This window comes from Nonomuraea sp. NPDC059007, assembly GCF_042740555.1.
Lineage (GTDB): Bacteria > Actinomycetota > Actinomycetes > Streptosporangiales > Streptosporangiaceae > Nonomuraea.
The window spans coordinates 1-22,469 of record NZ_JBHYJD010000023.1; the positions used below are offsets into that span (position 1 = coordinate 1).

At 71.8% G+C, this 22,469-nt stretch carries 18 protein-coding genes; 8 read left to right on the top strand and 10 right to left on the bottom strand.

Annotated elements, in window-relative coordinates; translation table 11 throughout:
* Nucleotides 1-425: 425 nt before the first annotated feature.
* The gene (locus ACFWY5_RS32455; protein ID WP_379636459.1) at nucleotides 426-1,073 is read right to left on the bottom strand and encodes a DUF998 domain-containing protein; all 648 of its coding nucleotides are present in this window, start codon (nucleotides 1,071-1,073) and stop codon (nucleotides 426-428) included.
* 74 nt (nucleotides 1,074-1,147) lie between these two features.
* Here ACFWY5_RS32455 and ACFWY5_RS32460 point away from each other — a divergent pair, with 74 nt between their 5' ends.
* The 3 genes from ACFWY5_RS32460 to ACFWY5_RS32470 are packed head-to-tail and all read left to right on the top strand — an operon-like array spanning nucleotide 1,148 to nucleotide 4,442.
* A complete protein-coding gene (locus ACFWY5_RS32460) occupies nucleotides 1,148-1,465 on the top strand; it encodes a YciI family protein (protein WP_379610633.1) in 318 nt (105 codons plus the stop codon).
* Complete coding sequence (locus tag ACFWY5_RS32465) at nucleotides 1,462-3,858, top strand: sigma-70 family RNA polymerase sigma factor (RefSeq protein ID WP_379636461.1); 2,397 nt, start codon at nucleotides 1,462-1,464, stop codon at nucleotides 3,856-3,858. The genes ACFWY5_RS32460 and ACFWY5_RS32465 overlap by 4 nt, the downstream gene beginning before the upstream one ends.
* On the top strand, nucleotides 3,855-4,442 hold the full coding sequence (locus ACFWY5_RS32470) for a TIGR03086 family metal-binding protein (protein ID WP_379636463.1): 588 nt from the start codon (nucleotides 3,855-3,857) through the stop codon (nucleotides 4,440-4,442). Before ACFWY5_RS32465 ends, ACFWY5_RS32470 begins: the two co-directional genes overlap by 4 nt.
* A 286-nt stretch (nucleotides 4,443-4,728) precedes the next feature.
* Here the strand turns inward: ACFWY5_RS32470 and ACFWY5_RS32475 are convergent, their stop codons facing one another.
* The 3 genes from ACFWY5_RS32475 to ACFWY5_RS32485 form a co-directional block, all read right to left on the bottom strand.
* Nucleotides 4,729-6,093, bottom strand: a complete 1,365-nt coding sequence (locus tag ACFWY5_RS32475; protein ID WP_379636465.1) for an alpha/beta fold hydrolase — start codon at nucleotides 6,091-6,093, stop codon at nucleotides 4,729-4,731.
* Nucleotides 6,094-6,176: 83 nt separating this feature from the next.
* Nucleotides 6,177-8,390 carry an ATP-binding cassette domain-containing protein gene (locus ACFWY5_RS32480; protein WP_379610628.1) on the bottom strand — a complete coding sequence of 738 codons (2,214 nt, stop codon included), beginning with the start codon at nucleotides 8,388-8,390 and terminating at the stop codon, nucleotides 6,177-6,179.
* Between the two features lie 31 nt (nucleotides 8,391-8,421).
* Nucleotides 8,422-10,503, bottom strand: a complete 2,082-nt coding sequence (locus ACFWY5_RS32485; protein ID WP_379636467.1) for a prolyl oligopeptidase family serine peptidase — start codon at nucleotides 10,501-10,503, stop codon at nucleotides 8,422-8,424.
* 45 nt (nucleotides 10,504-10,548) lie between these two features.
* Here ACFWY5_RS32485 and mshB point away from each other — a divergent pair, with 45 nt between their 5' ends.
* Both mshB and ACFWY5_RS32495 read left to right on the top strand, forming a co-directional pair.
* Nucleotides 10,549-11,442 (top strand): N-acetyl-1-D-myo-inositol-2-amino-2-deoxy-alpha-D-glucopyranoside deacetylase, encoded by an 894-nt coding sequence (mshB, locus tag ACFWY5_RS32490; RefSeq protein ID WP_379610626.1) that lies wholly within the window; start codon nucleotides 10,549-10,551, stop codon nucleotides 11,440-11,442.
* A gap of 11 nt (nucleotides 11,443-11,453) precedes the next feature.
* On the top strand, nucleotides 11,454-11,858 hold the full coding sequence (locus ACFWY5_RS32495; protein ID WP_379610625.1) for a DUF6113 family protein: 405 nt from the start codon (nucleotides 11,454-11,456) through the stop codon (nucleotides 11,856-11,858).
* Between the two features lie 62 nt (nucleotides 11,859-11,920).
* Here ACFWY5_RS32495 and ACFWY5_RS32500 read toward each other — a convergent pair whose 3' ends face one another.
* Nucleotides 11,921-12,853, bottom strand: a complete 933-nt coding sequence (locus tag ACFWY5_RS32500) for a hypothetical protein (RefSeq protein ID WP_379636470.1) — start codon at nucleotides 12,851-12,853, stop codon at nucleotides 11,921-11,923.
* Between the two features lie 114 nt (nucleotides 12,854-12,967).
* On the opposite strand from ACFWY5_RS32500, the gene ACFWY5_RS32505 reads away from it, so the two are divergent.
* Together ACFWY5_RS32505 and ACFWY5_RS32510 are read left to right on the top strand one after the other, a co-directional pair.
* Nucleotides 12,968-13,360, top strand: a complete 393-nt coding sequence (locus ACFWY5_RS32505; RefSeq protein ID WP_379610623.1) for a hypothetical protein — start codon at nucleotides 12,968-12,970, stop codon at nucleotides 13,358-13,360.
* Nucleotides 13,361-13,391: 31 nt separating this feature from the next.
* Complete coding sequence (locus ACFWY5_RS32510) at nucleotides 13,392-14,330, top strand: MBL fold metallo-hydrolase (protein WP_379610622.1); 939 nt, start codon at nucleotides 13,392-13,394, stop codon at nucleotides 14,328-14,330.
* Between the two features lie 36 nt (nucleotides 14,331-14,366).
* Here the strand turns inward: ACFWY5_RS32510 and ACFWY5_RS32515 are convergent, their stop codons facing one another.
* The 3 genes from ACFWY5_RS32515 to ACFWY5_RS32525 form a co-directional block, all read right to left on the bottom strand.
* On the bottom strand, nucleotides 14,367-16,865 hold the full coding sequence (locus ACFWY5_RS32515) for a penicillin acylase family protein (protein WP_379636472.1): 2,499 nt from the start codon (nucleotides 16,863-16,865) through the stop codon (nucleotides 14,367-14,369).
* 70 nt (nucleotides 16,866-16,935) lie between these two features.
* Nucleotides 16,936-17,706 carry an SDR family oxidoreductase gene (locus ACFWY5_RS32520; RefSeq protein WP_379636474.1) on the bottom strand — a complete coding sequence of 257 codons (771 nt, stop codon included), beginning with the start codon at nucleotides 17,704-17,706 and terminating at the stop codon, nucleotides 16,936-16,938.
* 41 nt (nucleotides 17,707-17,747) lie between these two features.
* The gene (locus tag ACFWY5_RS32525) at nucleotides 17,748-18,143 is read right to left on the bottom strand and encodes a winged helix-turn-helix transcriptional regulator (RefSeq protein WP_379636476.1); all 396 of its coding nucleotides are present in this window, start codon (nucleotides 18,141-18,143) and stop codon (nucleotides 17,748-17,750) included.
* A gap of 63 nt (nucleotides 18,144-18,206) precedes the next feature.
* Between ACFWY5_RS32525 and ACFWY5_RS32530 the strand changes: the two genes are divergently transcribed.
* Complete coding sequence (locus ACFWY5_RS32530) at nucleotides 18,207-18,848, top strand: DsbA family oxidoreductase (protein ID WP_379610615.1); 642 nt, start codon at nucleotides 18,207-18,209, stop codon at nucleotides 18,846-18,848.
* Between the two features lie 21 nt (nucleotides 18,849-18,869).
* On the opposite strand, the gene ACFWY5_RS32535 is transcribed toward ACFWY5_RS32530, so the two are convergent.
* Nucleotides 18,870-19,271 (bottom strand): TIGR03668 family PPOX class F420-dependent oxidoreductase, encoded by a 402-nt coding sequence (locus ACFWY5_RS32535; protein WP_379636600.1) that lies wholly within the window; start codon nucleotides 19,269-19,271, stop codon nucleotides 18,870-18,872.
* 125 nt (nucleotides 19,272-19,396) lie between these two features.
* Nucleotides 19,397-22,453, bottom strand: a complete 3,057-nt coding sequence (locus ACFWY5_RS32540) for a BTAD domain-containing putative transcriptional regulator (RefSeq protein ID WP_379636478.1) — start codon at nucleotides 22,451-22,453, stop codon at nucleotides 19,397-19,399.
* Nucleotides 22,454-22,469 lie beyond the last annotated feature (16 nt).

Sequence of the window (22,469 nt, forward strand, 5' to 3'; positions counted from 1 at the left end):
AGCCCCCCAGCCCCCAGCCCAGCCCAGCCCCCAGCCCCGGCCTCAGCCCCCAGCCCCGGCCCGTGGGGCCCGTCTCGTCGGGTTTCCGAGCCTCAGGCCACCCGCCCCACCGCTCGGGCTCCCGGCCCTCCGGCCCCCGGCCCCCGCCCCACCGCTCGGGCTCCCGGCCCTCCGGCCCTCCGGCCCCCGGCCCAGGGCTCCCCGGGTCTCCGGCTACCCGGTGTCGGTCTTCCGGGTTGGGGGTTTCGGGCATCCGGGTTCGGGTCTCGGGTCCTGGTTGTCCGGGCTCTGGGTGGTTGGGGGCTCTCCGGCTTATCCCGTCGCCCCGCGAGCGGGTGGTGGCTGATACGGGTGAGCCCCGCTCCGGGTTCCGGAGCGGGGCTTGGGTGGTGGGGTGCGAACGCTGTGCCGTACACGCTGATGGGTCAGGTGCGGTTGCGCAGGCGGTAGGCGACCGTGGAGACCCAGGCCAGTGCGAGCGACACCCCGATCGCCAGGGTGAGCGAGCCCATGCGGCCGCCGCTCATCGTCCAGCCGTTGCCCAGGATGACGGCCACGCCGGCTGCGCGGGAGATGATCGCGGAGGTACGGTCGCCGGTGCGGGTGAAGTGGCGGCCCAGGACGAAACCGGCGGCGGCCAGTGCGAGGAAGGTGATCGATCCGGCAGCCATGTGGGCGATCGCGTGCCAGCTCATCCCGGCCGGAGGGCCCGCCGGGGTGCCGACGGGGAAGCCGTCGGCGGCGTCCATGGTGAAGGCTCCGGCGGCGATCATCCCGACGCCGACGATGCGGATCAGGCGGGGCGTCCAGATGCCGCCCGGCTGGCCGTGCAGCGCGCGTCGCAGGCCGGTCGCGCCGGCGATGAACAGCACGCCGACGGTGACGAAGGTGGCGATCTGGATCCAGCCGCGTTCGCCGGTGGCCAGTTGGCTGAGGGGGTGGCGGGTGAGGTCGAAGCCCGCGCGGGTGAACGCCTGGGCCAGGGAGACCACCACCCAGACCGGCGCGGCGAGCGCGGCGGCGGCCAGCAGCGTACGGGTGGTGACGGGGCCGGTGACGGTGGTGGTGGTCATGTCTCTGGTCCTTTCGGTGTCTTCTGCCTACGCGTCGCCCGGGGCATGTGACAGGGAACGCTAAGGTGTGCGGCATGAGGTTTTTGCTGACGACCGTGGGCCAGCCGAGGGCTGATGAGACGCTTCAGATGGAGATGGGCAAGTTCATCCAGGAGCTGACGGAGGCGGGCGCTCTGATCGCCACCGGCGGCATGGAGCTGGGCGGCACCCTGATCAAGTCGGTCGGCGGCGAGATCACCGTCATGGACGGTCCGTTCGCCGAGGCCAAGGAGATGGCGGGCGGGTTCGCGCTGATCGAGGTCGGCTCCCGGGAGGAGGCGCTGGAGCTCTCCCGGCGTTTCTTCGCGATCATCGGGGATGGTGAGGGCAGGATGCAGCTGATCTACGGGTGACGGCCGCAGCCGCGGTCAGCGACGTCTGGAAGGCCGAGTCCGCACGGATCATCGCCGGCCTGACGCGGATGGTCCGGGACGTGGGCCTGGCCGAGGAACTCGCCCAAGACGCACTGGTCGCCGCCTTGGAGCAGTGGCCGGACCAGGGCGTACCCGACAATCCTGGGGCTTGGCTCATGACGGCCGCCAAGCGGCGTGCCGTCGACCACCTGCGGCGTGGCGAACGGCAGGAGCGCAAACACGCCGAGATCGCCCGCACGCTGGAGCAGGAGGCCGGCCGGGACGCGGACGAAGACCGGGACGCCGGCGCCGGTCGCGATGCGGAGCTGTCCGGGGCGTCGGGGCTGGATGATGATGTTCTGCGCCTGATGTTCATTTCGAGCCATCCGGTCCTGCCCACCGAGGAACGGGCGGCGCTGACCCTGCGCCTGCTCGGCGGCCTGACCTCCCAGGAGATCGCGCGCGCCTTCCTCGTCCCCGAGCAGACCGTCGCCCAGCGCATCGCCAAGGCCAAGCGCACGCTGGCCGACGAGCAGATCCCCTTCGAACTCCCGCCTGGCCCCGAACTCGCCACCCGCCTGGCCTCCGTCCTGGAGGTCCTCTACCTGATCTTCAACGAGGGCTACTCCGCCACGGCCGGCGACGACCTGACCCGCCCCGCCCTCGCCCTGGAAGCCCTCCGCCTGGGACGCCTGCTGGCCGGCCTGGCCCCCGGTGAGGCCGAGGTGCACGGTCTCGTCGCGCTGATGGAGATCCAGCAGTCGCGTTCCGCCGCCCGCACCGGCCCGTCCGGCGAACCCGTCCAGCTCCACGAGCAGGACCGTAGCCTCTGGGACCGGGACCTGATCAATCGCGGCTTCGCCTCGATGCTGCGTGCCCGCCAGTCCGGCGGCCCCCTGGGTCCCTACGTCCTGCAGGCCGCCATCGCCGTCTCCCACGCCCAGGCCGAGAGCGCCGCCGAGACCAACTGGCCCCAGATCGCCGCACTGTATGGGGCATTGGCCCGCTTGATGCCGTCTCCCGTTGTCCAGCTCAACCGCGCCGTGGCGGTGGGCATGGCCGAGGGGCCGGAGGCGGGACTGGCCCTGATCGACGAGCTGACCAGGGACCCGGCCCTGAAGGACTACCACCCGCTGTCGGTGGTGCACGGCGACTTGCTGGCCCGGTTGGGGCGGCACGAGGAGGCCGGCACCCAGTTCGAACGCGCCGCCGCCCTGACCCGCAACGCCGCCGAACGCACCTTCCTCCTCAAACGCGCCACCACCCCACACGCACCCACCACCCCACACGCGCCAACCACCCCACAGCCCGACACTGCCGGGCCGCACTCAGCCCTCGCCCCCGCGACCGCGACCACCGCCAAGACCTCGACCACGGCTACGCCCAAGACCGCGACCACGGCTACGCCCAAGACCGCGACCACGGCTACGCCCAAGACCGCGACCACGGCTACGCCCAAGACCACGGCCACGGCTACGCCCAAGACCACGGCCACGCCTGGCGGCACGACCAGGCCGCACGGTGTCACTGCGCCCGATACCACCCCGCTCCGACCGGACAGCACCAGCGCACCCGCTGCCCCGCCGCGACCTCGCAGCACCACCGCGCCCCACGCCCCGTCCGGGGTTGTTGGAGGTGAGGCAAGGTTGTTGGGGGAGGCGGTGGAGGGGTTTCTGGCGCGGGCGGATCTGGGGGCCGAGACGTTGCGGTCCTATGGGCAGACGTTGCGCAGGCTCCGGCTGGACCTGGGTCCGCGTACGCCGCTGGGTGCGGTGGACGGCGCGAAGGTGGCCAGGGTGTTCGCGCTCGCCTGGGGTACGGCCGCGCCCAAGACCTGGAACCGGCACCGCGCCGCCGTACGCTCATTCTCGGCATGGGCTGCCATCCCCGACCTCTCCACCGACCTGGAGCGCAGAACGGAGAGCCGCGAACGGCGCCCAGCCATGGACGGCCCCGCCCTGCAGGCCCTCTGGCGCCACCCGTCCCTACGCGAGCGGACCCTGTGGCATCTCATCCACGAGTCCGGCGCCGGCGCGAAGACCGTGCTGTCACTCAACGTCGAGGACCTGGACCTGGAAGCGCGCCGCGCCCACGTGGGTCCGACGTGGATCACCTGGGGCTACGGCACCGCCGAACTCCTGCCCGATCTCCTGGCAGGCCGGTCGAGAGGCCCGGTCTTCCTGGCCGACCGCAGACCCGCGCCGGCCCGCAGGCCGAAGCCCGCCGACCTGTGCCCGGAGACGGGCCGGGGCCGCCTGTCGTACGAGCGTTCTGAGTACCTCTTCAAGCAGGCCTCCGGCGGCTTCACTCTTCATCAGCTGAAAGTATGGAATAGAGCATTCCGTTCTGATATAGTGGAGTCATCGAACGACAGCGAAAGGCGCCTCCCATGACCGAGTGGAACATCCTCGCCCAGGCCCACACCGCCCTCCGCCAGGCCGTCGCCGGTGTCCCCGACAACGGCTGGCAGCTCCCCACCCCCTGCGCGGACTGGAACGTCACCCAAGTCCTCCAGCACGCCTCCGGCGACCAGCTCGGTTACGCCAGCTTCCTGACCGGTGGCCCCCGCCCCGAGGAGGACCCCTTCGCCCCCTCCGGCAACCTGTCGGCCTCGGTGGCGGACACCCTGGAGCCCGCCCTGGAAGCCGCCGAGCAGGCGTGGTCCGGCGTGGCCGAGGACGCGGTGGACGTCCCCGTCCCGCTCCCGCCCTTCAAGCTCCCCGCCTCGGTGGCCGTGGGCGCCTGCGCGCTGGACGCCGCCGTGCACGCCTGGGACATCGCCATGGCCACCGGCCGCCCCTCCCCGCTGACCGCCGACCTTGCCCGCGACCTCCTCCCCGTGGCCCACCAGATCGTCGAAGGCCCCCGCGCCTACGGCATGTACGCCGCCGCCCTGGACGCCGAGGCCAACGACGACGCCGTGGCCACCCTCCTCCGCTACCTCGGCCGCAACCCCACCTGGACCCCCACCCCCTGACCCGACCGGAGGAACCGTGCGGCGGGGAGCTGCGGGGTGGCGCAGGAAGGGGAGCCGGAGGTCGGGAGGCCAATGGGGTCGGCGAGAACCGCGGGCCAGGGCTTTCGGCGTGGCAGCCCTCTGCGGGTCAACCCCTTGGGCATCTGCCCTCGGGGTCAACCCTTGCGTGTCAGCGCCCCTGCGGGGTCAGTCCTCTGCGGGGTCAGCCCTCTGCGGGGTCAGGCCCTTGTGGGTTCGAGGTTTGGTGGGTGAAGCCCTCCGGCGGCCAGAGCCAAGAGGTAAGGGCTTAGCACCTGGTGTCTGGCTGGGTGGGGAGTTTGGCTTCGGTGAGGTAGCGGTCGATGTGGTCGCGGGCGCAGGCGTTGGACATGTACAGCGTGTGCCCCGGACCCTCGTGGCGCACCACCGCGCTCCCCGGCACCTGGTCCACCACCCGCTTCACCGCGTCCGACTCGCCCCAAGCCCCGCTCCCCAGCAACGGAGGCAGCCCCTTGGGCAGCGGCCTGGGGGGATTGGTGACGCCGGTCGGCCAGCCCACGCAGCCCAGTGTCCCGCTGGCCAGGGTGCCCGCGGCGCCGAGGTTGGGCGCCACCTTGCGCAACCGGCGCAGGCTCGCCTCCATCTCGGCCCGGTTGGCGAAGCGGGGCCAGTCCGTGCACTCGGTGACGCCGGTGGACTGGTCGGGGTAGCGCAGGCCGCGCTCGGGGACGAAGCCGGAGGCGTCGCCCGCCACCGCGGATTCGATGGCGGCCGATACGGCGGGGAAGGTGCTGGGGCCGCCACGGCGGACCAGACCCAGCAGCAGATCCTGCAGGTCGGTGCCGTTGTAGGCGACTCCGGGCGCCTTCTTGGCCGGGATCGGCTTGCGGTTGGCCGCCGCCACCAAGGCGCGCCATTCGCGGGCGGAGCCCGCGCCCTTCCAGGTGAAGTAGCGGCCCGCGAAGGTCTCGTTGGTTCTGGCCATCGCGTCCGTTTCGGCGGGCCAGTCGGCGGTGCTGTGGTTCCAGGTGCCGTCCAGGGCGATGGTCCTGACGTTGCCGGGGAACAGCCTGGCGTAGTCCTGGCCGTAGAAGCCGGCGTAGGAGGCGCCGTAGTAGTTGAGGCGGCTCTCGCCCAGGGCCTTTCTGATGGCCTCCATGTCGCGGGCCTGGTCGGCGGAGCTCATGTTGGCGAACAGCTCGGGGTCCTTGCTCCGGCACGGCTCGGCGTAGCCCCGGTTGGTGTCGTGCAGGCGGCCGAACTCCGCGTCGTCCTCGGGGAAGGCGGCGATCGGGATTCTGGTCCACGTGCAGGGCAGGCCGGTGCTGAGGCCGCGGAACTGCTCGCCGTAGCCGCGGGTGTCCCAGCTGACGACGTGCATGCGCTTGCGCAGGTTCGCCCAGGTGGCGGCGGTCTGCTGGGTCAGGGCGATGCCGGGGCCGCCCGGCCCGCCGTACGCGATCAGGGCGGAGCCCTCGGCCCGGCCGGTCGACTTGAGGCGGCCCAGCTTCAGGGTGATGGTGCGCCCGGCGGGTTTGCTCCAGTCGACGGGCACCTTGAGGTCGGCGCACTCCATGCCGACCTTGTCGCCGGGGCAGGGGCTCCAGGTGAGGTCGTCGGCGGGCGTGGGGGTGACCGTCAGCGCCAGTGTGAGGGCGAGGGATGTCCACATGGCGTAAAGGATCGTGGGGGAGGGGCGGGTGCCGCGTCGGACCACGGTCTGGTGTTGGCAGGCCGTGGTCCTACCCAGGTATGTCAGCCCACGGTACGGCGCAGCGCCTCTCCGGTCAGCGAACCGGCGAAGCCGAGCAGCTCGGCCGGGGTGCCCTCGAAGACGATCTCGCCGCCGTCCTTGCCCCCGTCGGGCCCCAGGTCGATGATCCAGTCGGCATGCATGATCACGTCGAGGTTGTGCTCGATGACCACGACCGTGTTGCCCTGGTCGACCAGCCGGTTCATCAGCGCCAGCAGCGTACCGACGTCGGACATGTGCAGGCCGGTGGTCGGCTCGTCGAGCACGTACACGCCGCCGGTGCGCTGGAGCTGCGTGGCCAGCTTGATGCGCTGCCGTTCGCCGCCGGACAGGCTGCTCAGCGACTGGCCGAGCGACAGATAGTTCAGGCCGACGTCGATCAGCCCCTGCAGCTTGGGCCGCACCGCCTTCTCGGTGAAGAACTCCACCGCCTCCTCGGCCGCCATCTCCAGCACGTCCGCGATGGATTTGCCCCGCAGCTCGTGCGCCAGCACCGACTCCTTGAACCGGCGGCCGTCGCAGGTGTCGCAGTGGGTCGTGACCGGGTCCATGTAGGCGACCTCGGTGATGATGACGCCCTTGCCCTGGCAGCCCTCGCAGGCGCCGTCGGAGTTGAAGCTGAACAGGCCCGGCGCCACGCCGTTGGCCTTGGCGAACAGCGAGCGGATCGTGTCCATGACGCCGATGTAGGTGGACGGCGTGGAGCGCGTGGAGGCGCCGATCGCCGACTGGTCGACGAAGACCGATTCGGGGTAGGTGGTCATGAACACGTCGGCGATCAGGCTCGACTTGCCCGAGCCCGCCACGCCGGTGACCGCGGTGAGCACCCCGGTCGGCACGCTGACCGAGACGTTCTTGAGGTTGTGCAGGTCGGCGCCCTCGATCGGCAGCTTGCCGTCGGGAGTCCTGACCTCCGTCTTGAGCGTGCCCGTGGCGCGCAGCCCCGCGCCGGTGCGGGTGTCGGCCCGGCGCAGCTCCTCGACGGTGCCCTCGAAGACGATCGTGCCGCCGTGGGCGCCGGCGCCGGGACCGACGTCGACCACGTGGTCGGCCACCGCGATCACGTCGGGGTCGTGCTCGACCACCAGCACGGTGTTGCCCTGGTCGCGCAGCGCGGCGAGCAGCGTGTTGAGCCGGCCCACGTCGCGCGGGTGCAGTCCGGTGCTCGGCTCGTCGAAGATGTAGGTGACGCCGATCAGCGTGCTGCCGAGGTGCTTGACCAGCTTGAGCCGCTGGCCCTCGCCGCCCGACAGCGTGGCCGTGGCCCGGTCGAGGCTGAGGTAGCCGAGCCCGATGCCGGCCACCCGCTCCAGCGCGACCCGCGCCCCGTCGGCCAGCGGCGTGCCCAGCCCGGCCAGTTCCTCGATCAGGTCGGTGATCTGCATGGCGGCGTAGTCGGCGATGTTTCTGCCGTTGACGCGCGGGGCCAGCGCCTCGGGGCTGAGCCTGGCGCCGTGGCAGAGCGTGCAGACGCCCTCGGTGATGAACGGCTTGATCTGCTCGCGCGTCTTCTCGCTGGTCTCACGCTTGAGCTTGGTACGCACGAAGTTGTCGAGCAACCCCTCGTAGGTCATGTTGAACATGCCGCCGACCGAGACCTTGCCGGACCCGTGCAGAAAAGCGTGCTCCTCCTCCGGCGAGTAGTCCTTGACCGGCTTGTCCGGGTCGAGCGGCTCGTGCTTGGCGTAGACCTGCCAGGCGGCGCTGCCGACCTTGTAACCCGGCAGCAGGATCGCGCCCTCGTTGAGCGACTTCTCGCGGTCGACCATCATCTCCAGGATCGGCTGCACCGACCGGCCGATGCCATCGCACTCCGGGCACATGCCCTTGGGGTCGTTGAAGGAGAAGAGGTTGACCGGCAGCCCGCTCTCGCGTGAGAACAGGCCGCGGATCATCGGCATGATGTCGGTCATGGTGCCGACGGTGGAGCGGGCGTTGCCGCTGACCGGCTTCTGGTCGACGATGACGGGCGTGGTCAGCCCGCTGATGGCGTCGGCGTGCGGCCGCTCGTACTTGGGCAGCTGGTTGCGGATGAACCAGCTGAAGGTCCCGTAGAGCTGGCGTTGCGCCTCGACCGCGACGGTGTCGAAGACGATCGACGACTTTCCGGAGCCTGAGACGCCGGTGAACACGGTGATCTTGTTCTTGGGGATCTCCAGGGAGACATCCTTGAGGTTGTGCTCCCTGGCCCCGACAATCGTGATGAATTCGCGCACCGGCGCAGCTTAGCCACCGGCACCGACAAGTTCAGACCTCCAGCGCCCGCTTCAGGAAGTCGACCTGGAGCAGCAGCAGGTTCTCCGCCACGACCTCCTGCGGGGTCATGTGCGTGACGCCCGACAGCGGCAGCACGCTGTGCTGGCGGCCGGCGGCCAGCAGGGCGGACGACAGCCGGAGCGTGTGCGCCGCCACGACGTTGTCGTCGGCCAGGCCGTGGATCAGCAGCAGCGGGCGCTCCAGCTTGGCGGCGTCGCCGAACAGCGAGGACTGGTCGTAGACCTGCGGACGCTCGTCCGGGTGGCCGAGGTAGCGCTCGGTGTAGCAGGTGTCGTACAGCCGCCAGTCGGTCACCGGGGCCCCGGCGATCGCCGCGTGGAAGACGTCGGGACGGCGCAGTACGGCCAGCGCCGCCAGGTACCCGCCGAACGACCAGCCCCTGATCGCCACCTTCGTCAGGTCGAGGTCGCCCGAGTACTGCTCGGCCACGCCCTGAAGGGCGTCGATCTGGTCCTCCAGCACCGGCCCGGCCAGGTCGTCGAGCACGGCCCGCTCGAAGGCGGGGCCACGGCCTGGAGTGCCGCGGCCGTCGGCCACGACGACCGCGAAGCCCTGCTCGGCGAACCACTGACTGCCCAGGTAGGCGTTGTGGCTCGACAGCACCCGCTGCGCGTGCGGCCCGCCGTACGGATCCATGAGGACGGGCAGCTTGCCGGAACCGGACTCGTACCACGAGGGCAGCACCACCGCGGTGGACAGCTCGCGCCGGCCGGAGCGGCCGAGTGAGACGCGCAGGTCGAGGCCGGGGCGCTCGGCCAGCGACGCGATCGGGATCGCCATGCCGTCACGCCTGACGACGGTGGTGGAGACGCCCTCGCCGTCGAGGGTCTGCTCGCTCAGCACGCCCACGCCGCCGGACATGCGGCCGGAGAAGACGCCGGAGCGGGTGGAGACGGGCAGCAGGGAGGCGCCGTCCCAGGTCCAGAGCTGGATCTCGCTGGGGTCGCCGCCGCTGGCGCGGAACAGGACGCTGTCGTGGTCGACGTCGAGGACCTCGCGCACCTGCAGGGTGGGCGGGGTGACGGCCCGGTCGCCGACGAACAGGCGGTTGCCGCCGTCCCGCGCGGCGACCCAGACCAGCGAGCCGTCGTCGAGGTGGGCGGGGACGCCGCCGAAGACGTCCACCCACGCCGGGTCGGTGTCCTCGCGCACGAGCGTCGACGCGCCGGTCAGCGGGTCGACGGAGAACAGTCGCAGCGCCTTCTGGTCGCGCGGCATGGTCACGATCGACAGCGCGTGGGAGTCCCAGGACGCGGTGGCCAGGTACTCGTCCTCGAACGGCACCGCCACGCGCGAGCCGTCCAGGCCCAGGACGAACAGCTCGACCCGGGCGTTCGGCGTGCCGGCGGCGGGATAACGCTGAGGTACGGCCGGCCGTTCGGGATTGGCCGGATCGGCGATGAACCACTCCTGGACCGGCGCCTCGTCGGCCCGCTCCACCAGCAGCTTGTCACCGGTGGGAGCCCACCAGTAGCCGCGCATCCGATCCATCTCCTCGGCGGCGATGAACTCGGCCAGCCCGTAGGTGACGGTCTGCGACTCCGGCGCGGCCAGCACGCGGTCGCGGCCGGAGGCCAGATCGTGCACGTGGAGCGCGCCGCCGGTGACGTAGGCGACGCTGCGCCCGTCAGGGGCCAGACGGGGGTCGATGACGCCGCCCGCGGTCTCGATCACGCGGGTGCGGCCGGTGGCCACGTCGGTCAGGTACAGGCCGCCGGACAGCGCGAACGCGACCAGCGCGGCCTCGGCGTCGGCGGAGTAGGCGACCACGCCGCCCGCCTGCTCCCGGCTGCGCTCGCGGCGCGCCTTCTCCTCCGGCGGGAGGTTCTCCTCGCCGGCGAGGAGAGCGTCGGCGAGCTTGCGCGGGTCGACGACCAGGCGCTCGACGTGGGTCTCGGTGTCGAGCTCCCACAGGCACGTGACCGGGTCGACACCCGACTGGGTACGCAGGAAGAGCACCCGCCCACCGTCGGGAGAGATCGTGAAGCCCCTCGGCACTCCAAGGGTGAATCGTCGGGTCCGTGCGGACATGCGCGGGTAACTCTCACTCATGGCCTCAATCCTGCCAGCAAGGTGCCTTTGGTTAGGCTCGGGGACATGACTGATCGGCGGCTGCTGCTCGTGCACGCGCACCCGGACGACGAGACGATCAACACCGGGGCCACGATGGCGCGTTACGTGGCGGAGGGCGCGCACGTCACGCTGGTGACCTGCACGCTGGGCGAGGAGGGCGAGGTGATCCCGCCGGAGCTGGCCCACCTGGAGGGCGACCCCGAGCTGGGCGAGTACCGCGCGAAGGAGCTGGTCCAGGCGCTCAGGGCGCTGGGCGTGGACGACCACCGCTACCTCGGCTACCGCGACTCGGGCATGATGGGCGCCGCCTCCAACGACGACGCGTCCGCCTTCTGGGGCGCCGACGTGGACGAGGCGGCGGCCAGGCTGGTCACGGTGATCCGCGAGGTACGCCCGCAGGTCCTGGTCACCTACGACGCCAACGGCTACTACGGCCACCCCGACCACATCCAGGCGCACCGCGTCTCGGCGCGGGCGTTCGACCTGGCCGCCGACCCGGCCTTCCGCCCCGGGGACGGCGAGCCGTGGCAGGTGGCCAAGTTCTACTTCACCGCCACCGCCAGGTCGGTGATGCGCAGGGACGCCGAGGCGCTGGCCGACTCCGGCACCGGCTTCCTCGTCGAGGACCCCGGCGACCTGCCGTTCGGCAGCGCCGACGACGAGATCACCACCGAGGTCGACGCCCGGCCCTGGCTGGTGAACAAACTGGACGCCATGCGCGCCCACGCCACCCAGATCACCGTGAAGGCGCCGTTCTTCGCGCTGTCCAACAACATCGGCCAGCGCGCGGCCGGGGTGGAGCACTTCATCCTGTACCGCGGCGCCATGGGCAAGGCGATCCCGGGGGCTCCGGTCGAGGCGGGCGGGATCGGCGAGCCGTACACCCGCGAGAACGACCTGTTCTCCGGCATCCACTAACCTCGTTCGCCATGGAGCAGTCGGCGCTGGGTGGCGCGGCCTACGGCATGTTGCTGGTGCTGGGCCTCGCGATGGGCCTGGTCGGCGGGTTCACCCATGCCTGGTATCTCGGGCAGATCCCGATCGCGGCGGTCGTGTGGGTTCTGCTGTTGTTCGGCATCTGCTGGGGCGCGGGCCGTCTGATGCGCTCCAAGCTCGGCGCGGGACTGGTCGCCGTCGGCTGGCTGCTGGTGTCGATGGCGTTCTCGCTGAAGTGGGCGGCGGGCGACCTCGTGATCGCCGGCGACCTCGCGGGCTATCTCTACCTGTACGGCGGAGCCGTCGCCGTGGTCGCGGCCTTCCTGCTGGCGCCCTCCTCACCCGCCTCGGGATCGTGGCTCCTCTACGGTCAGCAACCCAAGAACCCGACGACCTGAGGACGTGAAACGAGGGGGCAGCCGGTCTGCGGGCGGCTGCCCCCTCGAGATCCTCGCTGCTTCTACTGGGTGGGGGTGGTCGGCTCGGGGGTGTCCTCCGGCGGCTCGGTCTCCTCGGGAGGAGCGGTGTCCGTCGGGGTGGGCTCGGCCGGCGCGGGGCAGGTCGGTACGCCGGTGTCGGTCGGTGTCGGGGTTCCGGGGTCCGTGGCCGTGGGCGTGCCCGTGCCGGTGGGCGTGGGCGTGCCGGGGTCGGTCACGGTCGGCGTCACGGTGGGGGTGGGCGTCGGGGTCGGAGTGCCGGCGGCCAGGGGCGTAGGCGTGTCAGTGGCCGTGGGCGTGCCCGTCGGCGTCGGGGTGCCCGGGTCGGTCGCCGTGGGCGTGACCGTGGGCTCGGGCGGCGCGGGCTGGCAGGTGAACGTCACCGTCACCGTCTCGGCGGGCGGCGCTGGGGCCTGCTCGGTGACCGTCACGGTCTCCGTCGCCGTCTGGGTCACGGTGACCGTCTCGGCGGGGGCCGTCGCGGTGACCGTCGTGGTGGCGCCGCCGGTCGGCGTCGCGGTGACGGTCTTCGTCGGCCACGGCAGCGTCTTCAGGCTGACCGTGGGCTTGCCCTTCTTCTTGAAGGAGCCCTTGCCGAGCTTCTTGGTGGTCTTGCCCGCCCCGGTCGTCACGGGGAGCTGGGCGGTCGCCGTCCTGCACTTCTTGGCTTTGCACACACGCTGCTTGACGGTGAACCTGGCGGCTCCGTCGTAGCGGACGGCGACGTCCAGATAGGAGACGCCCTTCTTCTTGACGACCTTCGTCTTGGCGGTGTACTCCCCAGCTGTGGAGGTGGGAGTGGGGCTCGTGGTCGGTGTCGCTAAGGCGACCTGGGCGCCGACGGGGTGGCTCGCGTCTCGTAGGGGGTCCGATGCTGACGTCTGGGTGACCGCGACGCCGCCTACCGTGGCGAGTGCCATCGTTCCGACAACCGCGGTCAAGATGGTGAATCGCATGATCCTGCTCTTGTGGGAGATTTCAGGACGTGGATCATTATTCCGACTTGTCAAGATTGGTCAAGGGTGAGTCGACCGAAACCCCTCTACCGAATCCGCCGGGTGGTAAACCTCGTGAACCTGGCGACGCCCCTCGGCCTGCTCATCTCCGTCGTGGGCGGCGCCGTGCGGCAACCAGGGCCCGACGGGCTGATCCTGGCATTCGGATACCGCTACCGTTTCCCCGTCGCGGGCGCCTTCACCGTGGGAAACGTCGTCCTGACCAGGCACCACAGCCTCGACGAACGCCTCATCCGGCACGAGGGCCGCCACGCGACCCAGTGGGCCTGCTGCGCCGGGCTCCCCATGCTCCCGCTCTACCTGCTCGCCATGTTCACCTCCCTGCTCATCTGCGGACACCAGGCCTCCTACAACGTGTTCGAACGGCTGGCCAACCTGGATGACGGCGGCTACCCCAGGAAAGCCCCCTGGTGGAGAAGACGCCCACATGGGGATCATTCAGAGTGATCGCTCAGTTACTCAGGGCAGGGGACCGTTCATGACGCAGACCGTTCACGCGCCGCAGTGGCCTGAGGACTTCCGTGACCGTCTCACCGCCCCCCTCCCCGATTTCCGCGAACTGCTGAGCGCCGCCTGGCACGGCGGCTTCCGTCCCGACATCGGGGACGCCGACCAGATCCCCGTGCTGCGCGGCGGCGGCCTGCCACGGGTCGAGACCGGCCAGACGGCCGTGACGTGGGTCGGCCACTCCACGTTCGTGGTGCGGGTCGGCGGCCTCACGGTGCTGACCGATCCCGTGTGGTCGCGCCGCATCCCGGGAACCCGGCAGCGGCTCACGCCCCCCGGTGTGGCCTGGAGCGACCTGCCCAGGATCGACGCCGTGGTGATCAGCCACAACCACTACGACCACCTCGACGCGCCCACCATCCGCCGGCTTCCCCGCCACACGCCCATGCTCGTGCCCGCCCGGCTCGGGCCGTGGTTCACCCGGCGGGGGTTCCGGCAGGTCCACGAGCTGGACTGGTGGGACTCCACGAAGATCGGTGACGTGCGCTTCGACTTCGTGCCCGCCCACCACTGGAGCCGCCGGACCATTTGGGACACCTGCAAGACGTTGTGGGGCGGGTGGGTGATCGGCGAGTCGGTGTACTTCGCCGGTGACACCGCCTACGGGGAACGGCTGACGCAGATCGGCGAGCGCTACCCCGGGCTGGACCTGGCGCTCATGCCGGTCGGCGCCTACGAGCCCAACTGGTTCCTGAAGACCTCCCACGTCAACCCGGCCGAGGCCGTCCAGGGGTTTCTGGACGTCGGGGCGCGCCGGATGGCGACCATGCACTGGGGGACGTTCCTCCTGTCGGGGGAGGAACTGCTGGCCCCGATCATCAGCACACGGGCCGCGTGGAGCGCGCTGGGTCTGCCGCGCGAGAGCCTCTGGGACCTGGCCGTGGGAGAGTCACGGACGTTCGCGCCCTGACCTTCGCCGGCAGCCAGGCGTTCTGAGGGTCGCCGCTCATTGCTCCTGGGGGTGTAGGCGCAGCGTGTGGACGCGGGCGCCGAGCATCGGCAGCAGCCTGCCCTGGGCCCACAGCTCCGTCTGGTCCCAGTAGTTGGCGTGGTAGGCGTGGCCGGAGGCGCCGGTCAGGTTGATCCACTGCGACTTGGCCAGGTCGCTCAGGTCGATGATCATGCGCATCGAGGGGACGGCGTTGATCTCGTAGCCGCTCTGGGCGTTCCAGCCGGTGGCGTTGACCGCGTCCTTGCTGCCCGCGACGCTGATCGGGCCGCGGTTGAACAGCATCTCGATCGGGGCGATGCCCGAAGTGCCGAACGTGGCGTTGGTGAGCCGCAGCGTGTGCATGTCGCCCCAGCGCCACTGCTTCACCTCGGCGCCGAACCGGTCGGACAGCTCCTGGTAGGCGTCGGCCATCGCCTGGCGCAGCACGTCGTCGCGGGTCTCGGTGCGGTCCTTGGTGGTGGTCACGTCCCAGAACGGGTCCTCCGGCGCCTGGAGAAGGTCGCCCACGACCTCGAACCACCGGTCGCCGCCCGCCGGGCGGGCCTGCTGGGGCAGGTCGTCGTCGAACAGGCCCTTCAGCAGGTGGCGCCAGACGGCGTTGAAGTAGGCGGCCGGGGCCGAGTCGAGGGTCTGGGAGCCGTCCCAGTCCTTCAGGAGCTGCCGCGCCTCGGTGCCGGGACCGGCCAGGCTCACCCGCATGAGCGCGGGGACCAGCGTCGCGGCGAAGCCGTTGCGGGTGTCCTGCTGGATCCTGGACATGGCCGCGGCGTCCAGTTTGCCCTTCGCGATCTCGGCCTTCAGCAGGTCGACGATGCGCTGGGAGCGGTAGCCGTACGCCCAGTCCTTGGTGAGGAGCGGTTTGTAGCGGGCGGGGTCGATGACGGCGTTGTTGGCCGTGACGATGTAGCCCTCGGTGGGGTCGGCGACGCTCGGGAGCTGGTCGTAGGGGATGGGGGCGGTCTTCCAGTCGTACTCGCCGGTCCAGCCGGGCACGGGCCAGGTCCCGTCGCCCTTCTTCCTGACCGGGATGCGCCCGGGGGCCTGGTAGCCGATCCGGCCGTCCGTGTCGGCGTACACGAGGTTCTGGGCGGGCACCTCGAACAGCGCCGCGGCCGCGCGGAACTCGTGCCAGTCGGCGGCCTGGTTGAGGTCGAAGATCGCGTCGGCGGTACGGCCCGGCATCAACGCCGTCCACTGCAGGGCCACGGCGGTGGCCTCGCCGGAGGGTTTCACGCTGCCCATGACCTCGTTGACCAGCGGCCCGTGCCGGGTCGACCGGACCGTGATCGTCACCGGTGCCCCCCCGGCCACCTTGATCTGCTCCTGGCGGGTCTCCAGCTTGGCCCAGTCGCCCTTGTAGAGGTAGGTGCCGTCCTTGACCTGCTCAAGGAAGAGGTCGGCGACGTCGGGCCCCAGGTTGGTGAAGCCCCAGGCGATCTTGTCAGTCTGCCCGATGATGACGCCGGGTACGCCGGAGAAGGTGAAGCCGGTGACGTCAAACATGCATTTTTCGGATTTCTGCCGACAATGCAGCCCGGCCTGGTACCAGACGGACGGCATCGCGGGGGAGAGGTGCGGGTCGTTGGCCAGCAGCGGTTTGCCCGATTTCGTGTGCTCGCCCGAGACCACCCAGGAGTTCGACCCGATGCCCTCGCGCTCGGCCGTGCCCATCGAGCTCGGGACGGCGTCGAAGGTCTGGGCGGCCCGGCCCAGCGCCTCGGCGCCGTCCTCGCGCGGCTGCGCGGTCTCGTCGAAGCGGTCCTCGGAGATCGCGCCCTGGGTGATGATCGGCTGGTGCTCGCCGTACGGGTAGCCGGGGTAGAGCTGTTCGACCCGCTCGCGCGGCAGCTTGGTGGCGGCCAGCGCCCGGTCGATCTCGTCCTCCATGTTGGAACGCAGGTCCCAGGCCATGGCCTTGAGCCAGGCGACCGAGTCGAGTGCCGACCAGGGCTCAGGCTTGTAGCCGGAGTTCTGGAGCTTCAGGACGGAGTACTCCAGGCTGCGCCGCGAGGCGTCCGGGTTGGCGGCCAGCCAGGCGTTGACGCCCTTGGCGTAGGAGTCGAGGTAGCGGCGGGTGCGCTCGCTGAGCATCGGCAGCTCTTGCTCGGCGACCCTGCGCCAGCCCATCGTCCTGATGGCCTTGTCGTTGTCGAGGGTGGCGGCGCCGAACATCTCCGACAGGCGTCCGGCGGTGAGGTGCCGGCGGAAGTCCATCTCCCAGAAGCGGTCCTGGGCGTGGACGTACCCCTGGGCCATGAACAGGTCCTCGGCCGTGTCGGCGTAGATCTGCGGGATCCCGTAGGCGTCGCGCCGCACCTCGACGTTCCCGGCCAGGCCGGTGACCTTGATCTCCCCCTCCACCTGGGGGAACGACTGCCGCACGATCACGGTGACGACTCCCGCCAGGACCAGGCCCAGCGCCAGGAGGACGGTCACGATCCGCGCCGTCCAGCGCAACGGCCACGGCAGCCCGGCATAGGGCCTAACCCTCACGAATACCTCCATCTCACCAGCCCGCACCCAGTGTGACACCAGCGAACCAGTGCGACGGTCCTCGCTCAGCTCAGGCCCGCTCTCCCAGAAACGCCTCCCACGTACGCCCACCCGTCGTGCCTCCGGTCAGCGTGAGGTTCTCCCCGGCCCGGTAGGCCCGTCCCGCCTTGCCCGGCATCCGGACCGGCAGCATGAGCCGCCGCTTCCCGGCCGTGGCCAGGTAGGCGCGGACCAGGTCGCCCATCCCGTAGACCGCGGGCCCCGCGAGGTCGGCGACCAGCCCGGCGGGCTCGGCCTGGACGAGCTCCACCAGCCGCTCGGCCACGTCCCGCGCGTCGACGGGCTGGAAGCGCAGCCCGCCGGGGACCGGCACGACCGGCATCTTCGCCATCGCCGTGGCCACCTTGAGTGCGAGGTCGTGGAACTGGGCGGCGCGCAGGATGGTCCACGGGATTCCCGACTCGATCACCGCGCGCTCGGCCGTGAGCTTGTTCCTGAACCACCCGAGCGGCACCCGGTCGGCCCCGATGGCCGAGATGAACACGATGTGGCCGGCGCCGGCGGCGCGCGCGGCCCCGGTGAGGTTGCGGGTGGCCACGTCGTCGCCCTTGGCCCCGCCCGCCAGGTGCAGGATGAGGTCCGCCCCGTCCACGGCGGCGGCCACGCCCTCGCCGGTGAGGAGGTCGCCCTTGACGTAGGTGACGCCGTCCTCCGGCGGGCGCGGGTTGCGGGTCAGCACCCGCACCTCGGCCCCGGTACGGCGCAGCAGCGGCAGCACGAGGCGCCCGAGGGTTCCGGTGCCACCGGTCAGCAGGATGGTCATGATGTTCTCCTCCGTCATGCGGTTCTGCCTCGTTGACGGACCGCGGCGGAGAAGTGTGACTAGAGACGCGCGTCGTGCCGTTCCTGGGCGGCCATGACCTCGGGCGTGTGCTCGGCGATCCAGCCGAGCAGCGATCCCAGCGGCCCGGTCAGGCCGGTGCCGAGGCTCGTCAGCGAGTACGTGACCTTGGGCGGCACGGACGGCTCGACCTCGCGATGGACGAGCCCGTCGCGGACCAGGCCGCGCAGGCTCTGGGAGAGCATCTTCTCGCTGATGCCGCCGATGCGGTCGCGCAGCAGGTAGAAGCGCAGGGGGCCGTCGCGCAGCGCCACCATGATCAGCATTCCCCAGCGGCTGGTGACGTGGGTGAAGACCTCGCGGCCCGGACAGTCGCTGTTGAACGCGTCACTCAGCGGATCGGGCAGTTCGCGCGTGTCCAGGTTTCCGACCTCCATGGCCTGACCTTACCTTGAGGTACGTCCTTACGAAAAGTTAGCCCAGTTCCTATCGTGGGCGGCATGACTGACATCACCGTCGACATCTGGTCCGACCTGGTCTGCCCCTGGTGCTACATCGGCCACCGGCGCTTCGAGCACGCGCTGGCCGGCTTCGAGCACCGCGACGCCGTACAGGTGCGCCATCGCAGTTTCGAGCTCGACCCGCACGGCTCCACCGAGCCGACGCTCACGCTGCCCGAGCGGATGCGGCGTGACCTCGGCCTGCCCACGCCGCAGGCCAGGCAGGGCATGGCCCGCGTGGCCGCCCTGGCCGCCGAGGTGGGCCTGGAGTACCGGCTGGACCTGGCCCATCCGGTCAACAGCTTCGACGCCCACCGGATCCAGCACGCCGCGGCCGATCGGGGCGTCGGGGACGCGGTGCGGGAACGGCTGATGCGGGCCTACACCGGCGAAGGGGCCAACGTGGCCGACCACGCGAGCCTGGTCCGCCTGGCGGGGGAGGCGGGGCTCGACCCGGAGTTCGCCGCGGCGGTGCTGAAGGGCGACGACTACGGCGACGCCGTACGGGCGGACGAGGCCGAAGCGCTGCGCCACGGTGTGAGCGGGGTGCCCGGCTTCGTGTTCGACGGCCGCCGCGTGGTCTCCGGGGCGCAGCCGTCCGAGGTGTTCGCCGAGGAGCTCCGCACCGCCTGGCGTCGATGACCTGACAAAAGCCCGGCGTCGCTACCCGTTCGCGTAGGCCCAGCCCGTCCAGCGTTCCACCTCCACCACGAGGTACGGCCCGCCCGGCGGCACCCGCCGATACTGCTCGTACCTGTCCCGCAACCCCCGGATCGGGTACTCCGTCACGACCCGCGCGAGCCCGTCGGCCCGCACCCACCACAGCCGGGTCCAGTCGTCGTCGTAGTGGTCGGCCAGGAGCGCCACGCGGGGGTTCTCCCTGACGTTGCGCAGGCGGCGCAGCTCGCGCGTCCGCTTCGGCTTGTGGTCGACGGCGATCACCACCCGGTCGCCGTCCAGCGCGAACGTCACCGGAACCAGGTGCGGCGCTCCGTCCGCGCCGGTCGTGGCGAGGCGCGCCACCCGCGCCCCGCCGAACAGCTCCCGTGCTCGTTCTGTGTCGATACTCCCCAGTATCGGCAACGTACGTGCAACCCCGCCATCCCTACGCTGCCCGAGGCGCCGCCCCCCGCATGCGGACAGGTGCGCCACCGGGCGGACGGTCCCTGCCATGCCGTCCGCCCACCCCATCATCCGAGCTCGCGCTCGGCCACCTCGGCGAGGGGTGAGGAGTGGCCGCGGGCGTAGGAGGCGGCGAAGCCGTCGTCCCGCGCCGCTGCGGCCGAGATCCGGTCCACGTCGGCGCGCTCGCCCGCGGGCAGGGGCGCTCCGGCGGACTCACGGGCGGCGGCAGCGGCGCCGAGCAGCTCTGCCGCGCGGCGGAGGTCGCCGCCGAGGACGTGTACTCCCGCCAGGCCCTCGAAGGCCAGGGCGATCGCGCGGGCCTCGCCGGTGCCCATGGCGACGGCCAGGCCTTCGAGGTGCAGGTCGCGGGCGGCCGGCAGGTTCCCGCGCTGCTCGGCGGCGAACCCCCGCTCGGCCAGGACGAACGCGAGCCCGTCGGTGCCGCCCAGCCGCCGCCACCACTCGGCCCACGGCCGCAGCAACTCCTCCGCCAGGTCGTAGTGGCCCTGCCGCCGTGCCACCAGGCCCAGCCCCACCTGGGCGAACTCCATCGCCGGCAGGTTGGCCTGCTCCTCGGCCAGCCGGCCGGCCCGCTCGTGCAGGCGCTCCGACTCCGCGAGGTCGCCCTTCAGCATGGCGATCCTGCCCAGGGCCGAGAGCCGCAAGGACAGCTCCGTCCACAGCCCCAGCTCCTCGGCCGCGCCCAGCGCGTCGCGGTGGAGGCGGGCGGCCAGGTCGTAGTCGCCCGCCACCTCCGCCAGCGTGCCGAGGATCTCGGTGGACTTGACCTGTCCCCACCGGTCGCCGGCCGCGCGGAAGAGCGCGTGCGCGCGTTCGGCGTCGCGCCGCCGGGCCGCCAGGTCACCCGAGAATCCCGAGCGCGCCAGGCACATCAGCGCGGCCGCCTCGCCCCACGCGTCGCCCGCCTCGCGGAAGGCCGCCAGCGCCCTGCCCAGCCGCCGCTCGACCACGTCCTGGTCGCCGAACCCCCACTGCGCGAACGCCAGCAGCCACTCGCCGTCCGCCGACACCGCCTCCGGCTGCGCCTCCACGGCCGAACCGGCGAACAGCTCCAGCGCCGCCCGCCACACCGCCACCATCCCCTCCCGCGCGGGGGCGAGCGAAAGGACGGCCGACACCGCCCGGCGCGCCTCACCGAGGCGTCCGCGCAGGTACCAGTACCAGGCCACGGCATCTACCAGCCGATGGGCCAGATCGGCCTCGCCAAGGCCGGTCAACGTCTCCAGGGCGGCACGGATGTCGGCAGACTCGGCGTCCAGGATCGTCAGCCACCTGCGCTGGTCGTGCCCGAAAAGCCGGGGCGCCGCGCGTTCGGCCAGCTTGACGAAATGGCGGGCGTGGCGCAGCCGTACCTCGCCGGACTCGCCTGCCTCGGCCAGCCGCTCGGCGCAGTAGGCCGCGACGGACTCCAGCAGCCGGTACCGCCCGCCGGACAGCACCACCAGCGAACGCCCGACCAGCCGCCCGAGCAGATCGGGGACGTCCTCCGCCCGCACCTCCCCGCCCGCGCACACCCGCTCGGCCGTCTCCCGCACACACCCGTCAGCGTGTACGGCCAGCCGCCGCAACACCGCCTGCTCCGCCGCCCCCAGCAGGTGCCAGCTCCAGTCGATCGTGGCCCGGAGCGTCTGCTGCCTGGCGGGCCCGCCGCGCCGGCCCGCGCCGAGCAGCCGGAACCGGTCGTCGAGACGGGCGGCCAGCTCGTGCACGGGCATGGTGCGGGCCCGGGTGGCGGCCAGTTCGAGTGCGAGGGGGATGCCGTCGAGGCGGGCGCAGACGGCCAGGACGGGTTCGGTCTCGGCCGGGGTCGGGCGCAGTCCCGCGCGGGTGGTGAACAGCTCCACCGCGTCGGGCCCGTCCAGCGGCGGGACGGTCACGACCGTCTCGCCGGCCAGGCCGAGCGGTTCCCGGGTGGTGGTGAGGATCGTGAGCTGGGGCGCGCGGCTCAGCAGCAGTTCCGCCAGCTCGGCGGCGGCCTCGACGACGTGCTCGCAGTTGTCCAGGACGACCAGCGCGCGGCGGCCGCGCAAGGAGTCCGCCACCCGGTCGGCGGCGGTTCCCGCCGAGGCGTCGTCGCGGACGCCCAGCGTGGCGGCGACCCGCTCGGCCACCTCCTGCGTCGAAGCGCCGGGCGCCGCCCCGGTCAGCTCGATCATCCACACCTCGCCGGGTGCGGCGGGTGCGGGCGCGCAGACGGCCAGGGCCAGGCGGGTCTTGCCGACTCCGCCCACCCCGTGCAGCGTGACGAGCCGGGACGTGCTCAGCAGTTCCCGGGTGTCTGCCACCAACTGGTCGCGGCCCACCAGCCCGGCCACCGGGGCGGGCAGGTTGGTGCGCGTGCGCGCCGCCGTCGCCGCGTGCAGCGACGGGTCCTGGCTGAGCATCGCCGCGTGCAGTTCCACCAGCGGCGGGCCGGGGTCCACGCCGAGTTCGGCCGCGAACAGGTCGCGCATCCGCCGGTAGTGCTCCAGCGCGTCACCCTGCCGTCCGCTCCGGTACAACGCCAGCAGGTAGGCCGCCCACAGCCGCTCCCTGAGCGGGTGCCGGTCGAGAAGTGGCGCGAGTTCGGTGGTCAGCGCTGCGTGGTCGCCCAGCGTCAGCCGTACCTCCGCCTGGTCTTCGAGGGCGGCCAGCCGGGCCGATTCCAGGCGGGCGATCGCGGGCTGGGCGAAGGGCGCGTCGGCGAAGTCGGCGAGGGCGGGGCCGCGCCACAGGGCGAGCGCGTCCGACAGCAGTTCTGCACGGGCGCGCGGGGCGGGCGTGGCGCGGGCGCGGGCGGTGAGGTCGAGGAAGCGGCGGGAGTCCACGGACGTGGCGCGCAGGAGGTAGCCGGGCGGCTGGTAGGCGACGAGAGCTCGGCCGCCGGGCTCGGCCGCCGACAGGGCGCGGCGGAGCTGGGAGACCCTGACCTGGAGGGAGGCGGCGGGATCGGCGGGCAGCCGGTCGGGCCACAGGTCGTCGGCGAGCTTGTCGGCGGGGACCGGGCCGTCGTCGTGGATGAGGAGCTCGGCCAGCAGCGTGCGTACCTTGAGCTCGGGGACCCGGACCGGACGGCCGTCGTCCGTCCAGACGGAGAGAACCCCGAGCACCCCGAAACGCATGAGTCTCACCCTAAGC

Coding starts and splice junctions, on each gene's coding strand:
- ACFWY5_RS32540 (WP_379636478.1), bottom strand. CDS start 22,453: ATGCGTTTCGGGGTGCTCGGGGTTCTCTCCGTCTGGACGGACGACGGC.
- ACFWY5_RS32485 (WP_379636467.1), bottom strand. CDS start 10,503: ATGAGTGAGAGTTACCCGCGCATGTCCGCACGGACCCGACGATTCACC.
- ACFWY5_RS32495 (WP_379610625.1), top strand. CDS start 11,454: ATGGAGCAGTCGGCGCTGGGTGGCGCGGCCTACGGCATGTTGCTGGTG.
- ACFWY5_RS32500 (WP_379636470.1), bottom strand. CDS start 12,853: ATGCGATTCACCATCTTGACCGCGGTTGTCGGAACGATGGCACTCGCC.
- ACFWY5_RS32460 (WP_379610633.1), top strand. CDS start 1,148: ATGAGGTTTTTGCTGACGACCGTGGGCCAGCCGAGGGCTGATGAGACG.
- mshB (WP_379610626.1), top strand. CDS start 10,549: ATGACTGATCGGCGGCTGCTGCTCGTGCACGCGCACCCGGACGACGAG.
- ACFWY5_RS32510 (WP_379610622.1), top strand. CDS start 13,392: ATGACGCAGACCGTTCACGCGCCGCAGTGGCCTGAGGACTTCCGTGAC.
- ACFWY5_RS32475 (WP_379636465.1), bottom strand. CDS start 6,093: ATGTGGACATCCCTCGCCCTCACACTGGCGCTGACGGTCACCCCCACG.
- ACFWY5_RS32455 (WP_379636459.1), bottom strand. CDS start 1,073: ATGACCACCACCACCGTCACCGGCCCCGTCACCACCCGTACGCTGCTG.
- ACFWY5_RS32530 (WP_379610615.1), top strand. CDS start 18,207: ATGACTGACATCACCGTCGACATCTGGTCCGACCTGGTCTGCCCCTGG.
- ACFWY5_RS32525 (WP_379636476.1), bottom strand. CDS start 18,143: ATGGAGGTCGGAAACCTGGACACGCGCGAACTGCCCGATCCGCTGAGT.
- ACFWY5_RS32470 (WP_379636463.1), top strand. CDS start 3,855: ATGACCGAGTGGAACATCCTCGCCCAGGCCCACACCGCCCTCCGCCAG.
- ACFWY5_RS32520 (WP_379636474.1), bottom strand. CDS start 17,706: ATGACGGAGGAGAACATCATGACCATCCTGCTGACCGGTGGCACCGGA.